The organism is Caulobacter sp. GSs2 (assembly GCF_058680895.1).
Genome location: NZ_CM178725.1, coordinates 1,650,802 through 1,664,482, shown reverse-complemented (window position 1 = coordinate 1,664,482; position 13,681 = coordinate 1,650,802). Strand labels below are relative to the sequence as shown.

Annotated in this window: 8 protein-coding genes; 4 read left to right on the top strand and 4 right to left on the bottom strand. The window is 67.3% G+C overall.

Going from position 1 to position 13,681, the window contains the following annotated elements; translation table 11 throughout:
- The first annotated feature begins 4 nt into the window (after window positions 1-4).
- The 3 genes from tuf to ACW17Z_RS08040 all read left to right on the top strand — a co-directional run bounded on the left by tuf (window position 5) and on the right by ACW17Z_RS08040 (window position 3,953).
- The gene (gene tuf / locus ACW17Z_RS08050) at window positions 5-1,195 is read left to right on the top strand and encodes an elongation factor Tu (RefSeq protein WP_419319979.1); all 1,191 of its coding nucleotides are present in this window, start codon (window positions 5-7) and stop codon (window positions 1,193-1,195) included.
- A 166-nt stretch (window positions 1,196-1,361) separates the two neighbouring features.
- Window positions 1,362-2,348, top strand: a complete 987-nt coding sequence (locus ACW17Z_RS08045; protein WP_492058291.1) for a sensor histidine kinase — start codon at window positions 1,362-1,364, stop codon at window positions 2,346-2,348.
- A gap of 69 nt (window positions 2,349-2,417) precedes the next feature.
- The gene (locus ACW17Z_RS08040; protein WP_492058290.1) at window positions 2,418-3,953 is read left to right on the top strand and encodes a M20/M25/M40 family metallo-hydrolase; all 1,536 of its coding nucleotides are present in this window, start codon (window positions 2,418-2,420) and stop codon (window positions 3,951-3,953) included.
- A 46-nt stretch (window positions 3,954-3,999) separates the two neighbouring features.
- Here ACW17Z_RS08040 and ACW17Z_RS08035 read toward each other — a convergent pair whose 3' ends face one another.
- From ACW17Z_RS08035 to ACW17Z_RS08020, 4 genes are read right to left on the bottom strand one after another with little or no spacing between them, the layout of a single operon-like run.
- Window positions 4,000-7,119, bottom strand: coding sequence for an efflux RND transporter permease subunit (locus ACW17Z_RS08035; RefSeq protein WP_492058289.1), 3,120 nt, complete (start codon window positions 7,117-7,119; stop codon window positions 4,000-4,002).
- Window positions 7,119-8,180, bottom strand: coding sequence for an efflux RND transporter periplasmic adaptor subunit (locus ACW17Z_RS08030; RefSeq protein WP_492058288.1), 1,062 nt, complete (start codon window positions 8,178-8,180; stop codon window positions 7,119-7,121). Before ACW17Z_RS08030 ends, ACW17Z_RS08035 begins: the two co-directional genes overlap by 1 nt.
- A gap of 11 nt (window positions 8,181-8,191) precedes the next feature.
- Window positions 8,192-9,679, bottom strand: coding sequence for an efflux transporter outer membrane subunit (locus tag ACW17Z_RS08025; RefSeq protein ID WP_492058287.1), 1,488 nt, complete (start codon window positions 9,677-9,679; stop codon window positions 8,192-8,194).
- A gap of 19 nt (window positions 9,680-9,698) precedes the next feature.
- Window positions 9,699-10,238: a MarR family winged helix-turn-helix transcriptional regulator gene (locus tag ACW17Z_RS08020; protein ID WP_492058286.1), complete on the bottom strand. Its 540-nt coding sequence runs from the start codon at window positions 10,236-10,238 to the stop codon at window positions 9,699-9,701.
- Between the two features lie 415 nt (window positions 10,239-10,653).
- On the opposite strand from ACW17Z_RS08020, the gene ACW17Z_RS08015 reads away from it, so the two are divergent.
- Window positions 10,654-13,638, top strand: coding sequence for a TonB-dependent receptor (locus ACW17Z_RS08015; protein ID WP_492058285.1), 2,985 nt, complete (start codon window positions 10,654-10,656; stop codon window positions 13,636-13,638).
- The last annotated feature ends 43 nt before the right edge of the window (window positions 13,639-13,681 follow it).

Here is a 13,681-nt window from a genome sequence, read left to right as displayed (position 1 = left end):
AAAAATGGCCAAGGAAAAGTTCGAACGTAACAAGCCGCACTGCAACATCGGCACCATTGGTCACGTTGACCATGGCAAGACGACGCTGACGGCTGCGATCACCATCACGCTGGCCAAGACCGGCGGCGGCAAGGCGATGAACTACGCCGACATCGACGCTGCGCCGGAAGAAAAGGCCCGCGGCATCACGATCAACACCGCCCACGTGGAATATGAGACGGCCAACCGTCACTATGCCCACGTCGACTGCCCCGGCCACGCCGACTATGTGAAGAACATGATCACCGGCGCCGCGCAGATGGACGGCGCGATCCTGGTGGTTTCGGCCGCTGACGGCCCGATGCCCCAGACCCGCGAGCACATCCTGCTGGCCCGTCAGGTCGGCGTGCCGGCCCTGGTCGTCTACATGAACAAGGTCGACCTGGTCGACGACGAAGAGCTGCTCGAGCTGGTCGAGATGGAAGTGCGCGAGCTGCTTTCGTCGTATGACTTCCCGGGCGACGACATTCCGATCACCAAGGGCTCGGCCAAGGTCGCCATCGACGGTGGCAACCCCAAGATCGGCGAAGAGTCGATCCTGGCGCTGATGCAGACGGTTGACGACTACATCCCGCAGCCGGCGCGTCCGCTGGACCTGCCGTTCCTGATGCCGGTCGAAGACGTGTTCTCGATCTCGGGCCGCGGCACCGTGGTCACGGGCCGTATCGAAAAGGGTATCGTCAAGGTCGGCGAAGAAGTCGAAATCGTCGGCATCCGTCCGGTTCAGAAGACGACCTGCACGGGCGTCGAAATGTTCCGCAAGCTGCTGGACCAGGGTCAAGCTGGCGACAACGTCGGCGTTCTGCTGCGCGGCACCAAGCGCGAAGACGTCGAGCGCGGCCAAGTGCTGTGCAAGCCGGGTTCGATCACGCCGCACACCAAGTTCGTGGCTGAGGCCTATATCCTCAACAAGGAAGAAGGCGGCCGTCACACCCCGTTCTTCACCAACTATCGCCCGCAGTTCTACTTCCGCACGACGGACGTCACCGGGATCATCAAGCTGCGCGAAGGCGTGGAAATGATCATGCCGGGCGACAACGCCGAGCTGGACGTCGAGCTGATCACCCCGATCGCCATGGACCAGGGCCTGCGCTTCGCCATTCGCGAAGGCGGCCGCACGGTCGGCGCCGGCGTGGTTGCCAAGATCGTCGAGTAGTCTCGACTTTCTAGCCACGGCTAAAGACTGCGAAGGCCCCGGCGGAAACGCCGGGGCCTTTTGCTTTGGGGGCGTTGGATCGCGCGTCGCCAAGCGGTTATGTCGGCGACCGGCTTGACGTTTGCCAGTTGCGGCGTCACGTCAATAACTGGTGGGGGACTTGATGATGGGCTGGCAAAGCATCCGCACCGCGCCGCTGTTCGGCTACGGGATCGCGGCGGTCGCGGCGTTGGCGGCCTTTTGCCTGCGCCTGCTGCTCGACGGCTGGTTTCCGCCCGGCTTTCCCTATGTGACCTTTTTTCCCGCCGTGGTGATCACGGCCTATTTCGCCGGGGCCAGGCCGGCGATCCTCTGCGCTGTCCTGTCGATGTTTGGCGCGGGCTACTTCTTCGTCCCGGCCTATAACGGTTTCCACATCAACGTGGCGACCGGGGTCGCGCTGTTCTTCTATGTCTTCGTGGTGGCGGTCGACATCTTCTTCATCGACGGCATGCGTGGCGCGATGCGGCAGCTGGCGGCCGAGCGCGAACGCTATGAGCGGCTGGCCGAGAACCGCGACCTGCTCTATCGCGAACTGCATCACCGGGTGAGCAACAACATCCAGGTTGTGGGGGCGCTGCTGCGCCTGCAGGCGGGCGGGGTCAGCGACGGCGAGGCCCAGCGGGCCCTGACCGAGGCCGGCGGCCGGATCGAGACGATCGCCCGGATCCAGCGCGAACTGCACAATCAGGTCGGCGATCCGTCTCCCTTCCGCGACTTCGCGCGAAGCCTTCTGGCCGACGCCAACGCGGCGGCCGGCAGTCCCGCCGAGGTGTCGCTGGACGGCGGCGAGGCGCCCCTGCACCCCGATCAGGCCACCCCCGTGACCCTGGTGCTGCTGGAAAGCTTCAACAACGCCATCGAACACGGCTTCAAGGGCGGCGCGGGCCAGGTGCTGGTCAGCCTCGACCAGAGCGGTGACGAGCACGTGCTGATCGTGCGCGACAATGGCGCCGGACCGCCGCCCGGCTTTGATCCCCGCAACTCCGCCAGTCTTGGCCTGCGGATCGTCCGGTCTATGGCCGGTCAGCTTGGCGGCGTCTTCGATCTGACCCGCCAGGACGGCTGGACCGTCTGTCGCCTGACCTATCGGCCCAAGGCGCTGGAGTTCTAGGCGCCGGGCCTTGCCGCTCGCGGCGCGCCCGGCTCTAATCTCCCCGAGGTATGATCTGGGGGGAACGGCATGACCATCACATCCAAGCGCTCTGGCCTTGTCCAGGATCGCCGCACGCTGCTGACGGGGGCGGCCGCTCTCACCCTGTTCACGCCGGGCCTGACCTTCGCCGCCAGCGGGGATCTGGCCGCCGTCCGCAAGGCCGCGGAGATCGGCTTCGACGCTTCGGTCAAGCGCATCCAGGACTGGATCGCCCTGCCGTCCATCGCCGCGGAGGACCGCGACATGGACAAGGGCGCCGACTACATGATGGCCCTGGCCCGCGACGCCGGCTTCCAGCAGGTCGAGAAGGTGCCCACCGACGGCTATCCCGGGGTGTTCGCCACCCTGGACGTCGGCGCCAAGCGCTGGATGGGCATCTACTTCATGTACGACGTGAAGCAGTTCGATCCCGCCGAATGGAGTTCGCCGCCGCTGGAGGCGCGGATCGTCGACAAGCCGGGCTTTGGCAAGGTCATCGTCGGCCGCGGAGCCGTCAACCAGAAGGGCCCGGAGGCGGCCTTCCTGGCGGCGCTTCACGCCCTGCGCGCGGCCGGTCGCAAGTCGCCGGTCAATCTGGTGCTGGTCTGCGAGGGCGAGGAGGAGATCGGCAGTCCCCACTTCCACCAGATCGTCGCCCGGCCGCACATCCTGGCGGCGCTGAAGCGCTGCGAGGGCGTGGTCATTCCCGCAGGCTGGCAGAGCCCCAGCAATGGCGGCGTCAGCGTCAATCTGGGCGCCAAGGGCGTGGTCGAGTTCGAACTGGTGGCCAGCGGCGCCAAATGGGGGCGGGGTCCGAAGACCGATATCCACTCCAGCGAGAAGGCCCGGGTCGACAGCCCCGCCTGGCGTCTGGTCCAAGCCCTGGCCACCCTGGTCACCCCGGATGGCAACAGCCCGGCGATCGACGGCTATTTCGAGAAGGTGCGGCCGCTGACCGCGCGCGAACGCGAGCTGATCGCCCTGGCGGCCCAGCGGATGAGCGAGGCCGACGCCAAGCGGTCATTGGGCGTGGATCGCTGGATCGACGATCTGCCGTGGGAAAAGGCCCTGGAGCGCCTGGCCTCGCAGCCGACCGTCAATATCGAGGGGCTGGTCTCGGGCTATACCGGCCCCGGCGGCAAGACCGTGCTGCCGGGCCGCGCCGTCGCCAAGATCGACCTGCGCCTGGTGCCCAACATGACCATGGCCGACTGCGTGGCCAAGCTGCGCGCCCATCTGGACAAGCGCGGCTTCCAGGACATCGAGGTCAATGTCAGCGGCGGCTATGATCCCACCGAGACCGACGAGAACAGCCGGCTCATCCGCGCCGAGCTCAACACCTACAAGCGTCTGGGTGTCGAGACCTCGGTCTATCCGCGACTGGCCGGGTCATGGCCGGGCGCGGTCTTCACCTCGGCGCCGGTCGGTTTGCCGGCCGGGCAGTTCGGCCTGGGTCACGGCAGCGGCGCCCACGCGCCCAACGAGTACTACGTGATCGAGTCCTCCAATCCCAAGGTCGAGGGACTGGTGGGCACCACCATGGGCTATGTCGATTTCCTGTACGAGATCGCCGCGATCCGCTGAGGCGCCGGCCTGAGAAGGGCCCCGGTTCGCACCGGGGCCCCGGGTTCTAGAGCCGGTCGGCGGGCGCCCCGTCCGGCGTCGCCGTGACCGGCGCTTCGCGCGGGGTGGTCCAGCGGGCCAGCTTGGGCTTCAGCCAGTTTTCGAAGTCGTCGATGATCTCATAGACCACCGGCACCAGCACCAGCGACAGGACCGTCGAGGTGATGAGGCCGCCGATCACCGCCACGGCCATGGGCTGGCGGAACTCCGAGCCTTTTCCAATGCCAAGAGCGGTGGGCAGCATGCCGGCCATCATCGCCAGGGTGGTCATGATGATCGGACGCGCGCGTTCGCGACAGGCTTCGAGGATGGCGTCGCGCTGAGGCTTGCCGGCCCGTTCCTCCTCGATGGCGTAGTCGACCAGCAGGATCGAGTTCTTGGCGGCCAGGCCCATCAGCATCAGCAGGCCGATCAGCGACGGGATCGACATGCTCATGCCGCAGACCAGGAGGCCCGCAAAGGCGCCGCCGATGGCCAGCGGCAGGGCCGACATGATGGTGATCGGCTTGAAGAAGCTGCCAAACAGCAGGGCCATGACGCCGAACACCAGGAAGATGGCCGAGAGCAGGGCGATGGCGAAGCCGCCGAACAGCTCGCCCATCGCCTCCTCGGTGCCGCCCGTGGCCTTTTCGACCCCGGCAGGCAGGTTCTTCATGATCGGCAGGCTGTCGACCTCGGCGGTGGCCGAGCCCAGCACGACGCCGGGCTGCAGATCCGCCTCGGTGGTCAGCTGGCGCTTGCGGCCATAGCGCTCGATCTTGGCGGGACCGGCCTGGAACTCGACATCAGCCACGGCGTCCAGACGCGTATAGCCGCCGGACGCGGTCGGCAGCTGCAGAGCCTTGATCTGGGCCAGGTCGCCGCGAATGTTGTCGGGCAGGCGCACCCGGATCGGCAGGCGGCGCTCGCCGTCGGTCAGCTTGGCGACATTGGCGTCGATGTCGCCCACCGTGGCCACGCGGGCGACGGCGGCGATGTCGGCGGCCGAGACGCCCAGGCGGGCCGCTTCATCGGTGCGCGGGCGGATGACGATTTCCGGACCGCTGGGCGGCGAGGCCGGGCGCGGGTCGGCGATGGTCTTCAAGCCGCGCATCTGGCGTTCCAGCGCCAGGGCGGCGCGTTCCAGCGCCGTGCCGTCTTCGCTGGTCAGGATGGTGGAGACCTCGGCCGAGCCGTCATCGCTGAGCAGATTGACCCGAACGTCAGGCAGATCCAGCAGCTTGTCGCGCATCAGGGCCTTGATCTCGGGGACCCGCAGCTCGCGCTCGTCATGCAGCACGATGGTCACCGTGCCGTCGCGCAGGTCGCTGCCGCCGGAGCCTCCGCCGGGACCGCTGGCGGCGATCACCGACCCGACCTGGGCGAAGACGTGGGCTGTCTCGGGGCGCGCCTTGAACAGCTTGGTGATCGACTGGACGGCGCGGTCCATGTCGGCCGCTGTGGCGCCCGGCGGGCCCTGGACCTTGAGATAGTAGTAGTTGTTGTTGGCCGGCGGCTGGAATCCGGCGGGCAGATTGCTGGCCATGAAGATCGAGAAGGCGAAGATCACGCCGCCGATGATGCAGGCGACGATCCGGTGGTCGAGCGACCATTCCAGCACGTTGCGGTACAGGCCCTTGAACGGCTTGCGCGGGTGCGGGTTGGTGGCCGGCTTGAGGAAATAGGCGGCCAGCAGCGGCGTCAGCAGACGGGCCACGACCAGCGAGAACAGCACCGCCACGGCGACGGTCAGGCCAAACTCCCGGAAGAACTGTCCGGGAATGCCGGGCATGAAGGCCACCGGCGCGAACACCGCCACGATGGTGAAGGTGGTGGCCACGACCGCGAGCCCGATCGCGTCTGCGCCGACCATGGCCGCCGCATAGGGACGCTCGCCGGCGGCGATGCGTTTTTCGATATTCTCGATCTCGACGATGGCGTCATCGACCAGAATGCCGATCACCAGGGTCAGGCCCAGCAGGGTCACGACATTGAGCGAAAAGCCCATGATCGCCATGAAGATGAAGGTCGGGATCAACGACATCGGCATGGCGATGGCGGTGATCAGGGTGGCGCGCCATTCGCGCAGGAACAGAAACACCACCAGGGCGGCCAGCAGCATGCCTTCGAGCAGGGTGGTCCGTGTGGCCTCGAAGCTGGCGCGGGTGTCGTCGACGATCGAATAGATCTTGGTGAAGGTGACGTCCGGGTGGGCCTCGACCAGCTTGTCGATGGCGATCTTGATGCCGTCCTCGACGCGCACGTCGCTGGCGTCCTTGGTCTTGCTGACCTGGAAGGCCACCACGGGGCGGCCGTCGAGGCGTGCGAAGGAGCGCGCTTCGCCGGCGCCGTCGCCGACCTCGGCCACGTCGGTCAGGCGCACGAAACGCCCGCCGCTGGTGGGTATGGTCACGGCCCGCAGTTGCTCGACAGTGCGGGCTGCGGCCAGCACGCGGACGGTCTGTTCGCGTGCGCCGATCGCCAGTCGTCCGCCCGGGGCGTCGACGCTGAAACTGGCCAAGGCCGCGTTGAGCTGCGGCGCGGTCAGGCCGGCGGCGGCCATGCGGTCGGGATCGATGACGATGTTGATCTCGCGATCGACGCCACCGACCCGGGCCACCTGGGCGACGCCCTTTTCGCCCTGCAGGCTGCGGCTGATGGTGTCGTCCACGAACCAGGACAGCTCGCTGATCGTCATGGACGGCGAAGACACCGCGTAGGTGATGATCGGCAGGGAATCCAGGTCGACACGCTGGACGATCGGCTCGTCGATCTCGCGCGGCAGCAGGGCGCGCGACTGGTCGATCTTGGAGCGTACCTCGTCGGTGGCCTTCTGCAGGTCCTCGCCGATCTCGAACTCGATCGAGGTGGTCGAGACCCCCTGCACGACCGAGGAGCGGATGCTCTTGACGTTGGAGATGCCGGCCAGGGCGTCTTCGACCTGGCGGGTGATCTGGGTTTCCATCTCGCCGGCGGCTGCGCCGCTCTGGGTGATGGTCACCGCCACCAGCGGGAACGAGACGTTGGGATACTGCTTGATGGGCAGCATCATGTAGCTGGCGACGCCCGCCAGGATCAGGGCGATGAACAGGACCGCGACCGGGATCGGGTTCTTGATCGACCAGGCGGATATGCGGACGTTGGCCATCAGCGAGCGGCCTTGCCATTGGCGTCGGTCGGCTTGACCAGATCGCCGTCGAGGGTGAAGGCCGAGCCGCCCAGCAGCACGCGGGAGCCGACCGGCGGGCCGTCAAGCAGTTCCACCCAGCCGCCGCCGCGTTGACCGGTGCGGACGGGCGCCTGGCGGGCGCGGTTGGAGGCGTCGACGGTCACCAGGGACGAGCCCTCGGCGTCATAGCGGATGGCGGTTTCGGGCGCGGCCTTCACCTTGCGGCCCGAGGGGGCGAAGATGGCGCGGCCAAAGCCGCCGGGGCGCAGGCCGGCATCGGTGGGCAGGCGAAGGCGCACCTTGCCCAGGCGGGTCGCCGCGTCGATGCGCGGACTGATCAGGCGCACGGCGCCGGACACCGAGCGGCCGTCGGGCAGCATGACCTGGGCCGACTGGCCGATCGCGAGGGACGACAGCTGGGCGTCGCCCACCTCGGCGTCCAGCTCGACCAGGCCGTCGCGGGCGATGCGGAACCAGGGGATGGTGGCCCCGCCCGAGATTTCGCCGGGGCGCACGGTGCGTTCCAGAACCCGACCGCCGACCGGCGCGGTGATGGTCATGCGGCTTGAGCGCGTGCGCAGTTCGGCCAAGGCCGCTTCCTGGGCCTTGGCGGCGTAGCGGCGGCTTTCGATCTGTTCCTGGCTGAGGACGCCCTGGCCGTCGAGGCCGGCGACGCGCGCGGCCTCGGCCTGAGCCTGGGCGGTCAGCGCCGCCTGCTGGGCGATCTGGGCGCGCAGCAGGGTGTCGTCCAGCTGGACCAGCGGCTGGCCGGCGCGGACATAGGCCCCTTCCTCGACATAGACCCGGGCGACGCGATAGCCGGCCAGCTCCGAGCCGACGGCGGCCTCCTCGCGCGGGACCAGCTGGCCGGAGGCTTCGAACCCGGCGCCCAGCGGGCGGCTTTCGACGCGGCCGACGGTGACGGCGCGGGCCCCCTGGTTCACGGCCGTGGCGGCGGCGGGTTCGTCCTTCTTGCCGCCGCAGGCGGCGACGCCCAGGGCTGTCGACAGGAGCAGGGCGGCGATCAGGGGGCGGTTCATCGGGGAGGATCTCATCGCGAAGAGGCTTTTTCGGGAACGGCTTGGGGCGACCAGCCGCCGCCAAGCGCCTTGTAGGACTGCACGGCGCGCTGCAGGGCCTGGCCCCGCGCGCCGCTGAGAGCGGTGCGGGCGGCGCGCCAGGACTGTTCGGTCTGCAGGGCCGATGTCAGGTCGGTCAGACCCGCGGCGTAGCCGCGGCGGCTGGATTCGTAGGCCGCGGCCGCGCGACGCTCGCCGGCGCTGAGCAGGGCGACCCGGCGCTGGTCGGCCGACAGCTGCAGCAGGGCGCCCTCGGCCTCGCCGAACGCGGCCTGCACCGACCTTTCGTAGGTGATGGCGGCCTGTTCGGTGCGCGCATCCTGGGCGTCGATATCGGCCAGGAGCTTGGGAATGTTCAGCACAGGGATCGAAAGGTCCAGGCCGATCGACCACGCCGAGCTGGTGGTCGAGGAGGTGGCCCCCGGCGTCAGGAAGCTGGGCGAGACCGCCTTGCTCAGGCCGATGCCCGGAGCCAGGGTGAAGGTCGGGAACATCGCCAGCTCGTTGACCTTGAGATTGGCCGAGGCCGAGGCCAGCCGGGCCTGGGCCTCGCGCACGTCGGGGCGGCGGGCCAGCAGGGTTCCAGGGATGGCGGCGGGCGTGGGCGGCGCATCGGCCAGTGCAGCGGGGATCTGCAGGCTGGCCAAGGGGTCGATCCCGCGCCCGACCAGGATCAGCAGGCTGCGGCGGGCGACCTGAAGCTCGGCCTCCAGGCTGGCGACCTGGGCCTCGGACTGGGCCAGATCAGCGGCGGCGCGGTCGGCGTCGGAGCTCGGCGACAGTCCGCGCGTGGCGCGTGCTCCGGCCAGATCGGCTAGTGACCGGGCGATGCGGGCGCTCTCGCGAGCGTCTTCCAGCTGCACGGCCAGGACGCGGGCCTGAAAATAGGACTGGGCGACATTGGCGGCCAGGGCGGCGCGCGCGCCTTCATAGGCAAAGCGATTGGCGGCCAGATCATTGTTGACCACACCCATGGCGGCGCGGCGACGGCCGATCAGGTCCAGCTCCCAGCTGACGTCGAAACCGGCGCGATAGTTTTCGCTGTCGCCGCTCTGGGTAAAGCCGACCGGACCGCTCTGGTCGACGATATCGGTGCTGGTGCGACTGGCTGAGCCGGTCAGCGGCGTGGAAGGAATATAGAGCTGCCGCACCTGGCCCCGGCGCACGGCGCGAGCCTCGTCCAGACGTGCAGCCGCCAGGCGGGCGTCCTGGCTCTGCTCCAGGGCGGCGTCCACCAGCTGGGTCAGGGCCGGATCGTTGAACACCGTCCACCAGCGGTCCAGCGTCTGGTCGGGCAGGGGAGCCCCGGCCATGACCTCATAGGCGGCGGGCAAGCGGGTCTCCGCTGTATGGCGTGGGGCGGTCGCGCAAGCGGTCAAGGCCAGCCCCGTCAGGGCCAGGGCCAGAGCCGACATGCTCGCACCCGTCCTTAGTCGCGGGCCGGTCTTGCTAGGATTCATCTGCCAGTACTCGGGCGCGCTAGAGAACAGTGGGGGAGGCGTCATCGGGTTCAGTCGGTTCGGGACACAGGGGCGGTGGCCCCGACGCTTTGAGGTAGATATCGACGACTTGGTCCAAAAAGGTCTCGATGACGCGGCGTTCGGCGGGCTCGAGGTCAGAGATCACGCCGCTCAGGGCGTCGAGCATCGGCGCCAGCAGCGCGAAGGCCCTTACTTCCGAAGCTTCCACGGGAACGACGAAGATTTTGCGACGATCGATGGTCTTTCGCTCGCGGGTGACATGGCCGGCCCGCTCCAGGCGATCGACGATCTGGGTGGCAGCAGCGGTTGTCACCTTCAGCTGATTGGCGAGCTGGCTGGGCGTGAGGGTTCGCGCGTCGATCAACAGCTCCATCGCCGCCATGTCGGTGACGTTGACCCCCAGGGTCTCGCCGATCTTTTTCCCGATCTCGAGGTTCAGAAACGAGATCGCCTTCAGGCGCTGCATGATCGGGTCGTGCAGCCTGTCGGCATAGGCGGCGCGAGACGCGCATTCGGACGGTCCTGAATCGTCACTCATGTCGGGGGATTATCACTAAGCAACTTAGCAATCAAGGCGCTTAGGAATGTGCCGCCTCCGGACTGGTTTGGCTTGATTGAGGCGGCTTGCGCGTTCGCGCGGCAGACAGACAGTTGCGTCCCTTGGAAACATACCGCATCATCGAAACAGGCGTTCGAATTCAGGTTCGAGTCCCGCCCCGCGTCGTTCTGCGAGGCAGTAGGCTAGCGTTTTCCGGTATCCGGCTCAGGGAGATCCTAGGCGTGTCGGTTAGGTGCGGTGCATCATCAGGTTTCGAAAATGCTGCGGCGCCAGATTTCGCCCTCGATGGCGTGATTTGGCCAGCGACCTGTCGTGCAAGGCGTCCAGACGACTGAGATCGACCACGGCCCCCTAGAAATAAGCGTCAAAAAAGCAAACGAGGGAGGGAAGCATAATGAAAAGAACCGTGTTCCTGCGCGGCGGCTCGTCACTGGCGTTGGCCATCGCCCTAAGCGCCGGGGCGGCTCACGCCCAGACCCGGCCTGACACCACGCCCACCGAGGTCGAGGAAGTCGTCGTCACCGGCTCGTTCATCCGTGGCACTCCCGAGGATGCCGCCCTCCCGGTCGATGTGATCGGCGCCGAAGAGCTGCAAAAGCGAGGCTCTCCCTCGACCGTCGAACTGCTCAAGGCCCTGTCGGTCTCCAGCGGGGTTCTGGGCGACACCAACCAGTTCGACAGCCGCGCCCAGGGGTCAGAAGGCTCCGGCTCGGTCAATCTTCGCGGTCTGGGCTCGCAGCGCACCCTCGTGCTGCTGAACGGTCGCCGCCTGGCGATCAACCCGTTCGGCGCCGCCGGCGCCGGCATCGTCGACACCAACATCATCCCCGCCGCCGCCATCGGCCGGCTGGAAGTGCTCAAGGACGGCGCGGCGGCGACCTATGGCTCTGACGCCATCGCCGGCGTCGTCAACTTCATCACCAAGAAGAACTTCAACGGGCTGGAAGTGGGCGCCGACTATCGGGTGATCGATGGCTCGGACGGCGACCACAGCCTCAACGCCACCTTCGGCAAGATCTGGGACAACGGCAACCTGCTGGTCAGCGCCGGCTGGCAGCACCGCTCCAAGCTCAGCGTCGCCGAGCGCAGTTGGGCCAACACGCCCTATCTGAACAATCCGGAAGCCGGTTGGTCAGCGGCGGGCAGCCCGTCGACCTTCATCCCCCTGGCCAGCACGACCAGCGGCATGCGCGACCCGGGCTGCGCCGGCCTCAGCGGCTTCCCAGGCTTCAGCGGCCTGACGCCGGTCTGCTACTGGCACTACACGCCGTTCGACAATCTGGTCGAGAAGTCTGACGCGATCCAGATCTATGGCGAGGTCAATGCCGACCTTTCCGACACGACCAGGTTCCATGTCGAGGTGCTGTACGCCCACACTGACGTGCCTGACTGGAACACCTCGCCGTCCTATGCGGCGCTGGCGGTTCCCACGGCTGAAGCTTCGCCCATTGCCGGGCGCTATATTGTGCCGGCCACCAATCCGGGCCTGCAGGCCTTCATCGCATCCAACCCGACGGTTCAGCTGACCAATCTGGTCAACGGGACCCAGTTCACGGCGCCGGGATCGATTTTCGCCTTCGGCGCCATCAACGCCGCCAACCGCCCCTTCGGCATCGGCGGCAACCCGGCCTTCGGCTACGGCCCCTCGATCGGCTCACGCGCCTTCGACGCCTTCCGCGTCTCGGGCGACCTGAAGGGTGAGTTCGACAACGGCATCGGCTGGGAGATGGCGCTAACCTACTCTCAGGAAATCGGCATCCGCACGGGTTATGACACCCTGGTCAACCGCTATGCCCTGTCCCTGCAAGGCCTGGGTGGTCCGACCTGCGACAGCAACCCAAGCTTGCCCGGCATCCAGGGTACGGCCGGGGTCGGCGGTTGCATGTACTTCAACCCCTTCGCCAGCGCGATCCCCAGCAACGCCGTCACGGGCGCGGCCAATCCGGCCTACAACTCCGCTCTGGCGATCAACAAGGACCTCGCCAAGTGGTTCTTCCAGAAGCTGTCGACCAAGCAGTCCTCGCGGCTGTTCGTCGGTGAGGCGGTCCTGAACGGCAAGACCGGCATCAGCCTGGCCGGCGGCGACGTGGCCTGGGCGGCGGGCGTGCAGTACCGCCGCAGCTACTTCAAGGCCGACTACAACGACATCAGCAATGCGGCGATCAATCCGTGCGTCAACACGCCCGACTTCGGCGTCACGACCTGCACGGGCTCGCAGCGCAACGGCCCCTTCATGTTCCTGGGCGTCGGCAACGAGGCCGACAACCAGTCTGACGTGATGGCCGCGTTCGGCGAACTGTCGGTGCCCGTCACCGAGACCTTCCAGGTGCAACTGGCCGCTCGCTTCGAGGACTATGGCGGGGCTGTGGGTGACACCTTCAATCCCAAGATCTCGGCGCGCTGGCAAGCTCTGCCCTGGCTGGCCGTGCGCGGCTCGGCCGGCTCCACGTTCCGCGGCCCGCCGGACCCGATCACCACCACCACCTCTGTGACGTCGCTGCAAAGCATCCTGGGCACGTTCCGGGCCGTCGATATCTTCGGCAACCCGAACCTCAATCCGGAAAAGGCCAATACCTACAATGCGGGCCTGATCTTCAACGCCGGCAACTTCAAGGCCAGCATCGACTACTTCCAGTTCGACTTCAAAAACCCGATCGTCACCGAGCCAGTGGCGGGCATCGTCAACGCCCTCTATCCGAACGGCGCCACGGGGGCCAACAACTGCGCCCTCTATCCGGCCCTGGCCGCGCGGTTCACCTTCAACGGCGCCTGCGGTCCGCCCACCACCATCGCCCGCCTGAAGACCAACTACATCAACGGCGCGGCGGTGAAGAACTCGGGCTTCGACTTCTCGGCCGACTACCGGTTCGACAACGTGCTGGGCGGGGACCTCTCGGTCGGCGGCAACGCCACCTACATCGCCGAATACAAGGTCGGCGCCACCAGCGTCGAGGGCGTGGTGGTCGAGAAGGCCTTCGATGCTGTGGGCCTGCTGAACTACCAGACCACGGTCGTGCCGATCCCGCAGTGGAAGGGCGACATCCACGGCGAATGGAGCATGGGCCCGCACAATGTGCGCCTGACGGTCCACTACATCGACTCCTACACCGACCAGCGCACGGCGCCCTTCGCGGCCAACGCCTACAAGGACACCACCGGCGCCGGCGTGCAGATCACCAAAGGCAAGACGATCGACGCCCAGGTCCTGACCGATCTGGCCTATCGCGTCTTCCTGCCCTGGGACACCACGGTTACTGCGGCGATCACCAACCTGTTCGACAAGGATCCGTCCTACGCCCGTCTGGACCTCGGCTACGACCCCTTCACCGGGGACCCGCTGGGCCGGACCTACAAGATCGGTCTGCGCAAGAAGTTCTAGATCTCGCTGGAGAGACCAAGACGGAAGCGCGCCCTTCGCGGGG

Coding starts and splice junctions, on each gene's coding strand:
- ACW17Z_RS08030 (WP_492058288.1), bottom strand. CDS start 8,180: ATGAACCGCCCCCTGATCGCCGCCCTGCTCCTGTCGACAGCCCTGGGC.
- ACW17Z_RS08040 (WP_492058290.1), top strand. CDS start 2,418: ATGACCATCACATCCAAGCGCTCTGGCCTTGTCCAGGATCGCCGCACG.
- ACW17Z_RS08045 (WP_492058291.1), top strand. CDS start 1,362: ATGGGCTGGCAAAGCATCCGCACCGCGCCGCTGTTCGGCTACGGGATC.
- ACW17Z_RS08015 (WP_492058285.1), top strand. CDS start 10,654: ATGAAAAGAACCGTGTTCCTGCGCGGCGGCTCGTCACTGGCGTTGGCC.
- ACW17Z_RS08025 (WP_492058287.1), bottom strand. CDS start 9,679: ATGAATCCTAGCAAGACCGGCCCGCGACTAAGGACGGGTGCGAGCATG.
- tuf (WP_419319979.1), top strand. CDS start 5: ATGGCCAAGGAAAAGTTCGAACGTAACAAGCCGCACTGCAACATCGGC.
- ACW17Z_RS08020 (WP_492058286.1), bottom strand. CDS start 10,238: ATGAGTGACGATTCAGGACCGTCCGAATGCGCGTCTCGCGCCGCCTAT.
- ACW17Z_RS08035 (WP_492058289.1), bottom strand. CDS start 7,119: ATGGCCAACGTCCGCATATCCGCCTGGTCGATCAAGAACCCGATCCCG.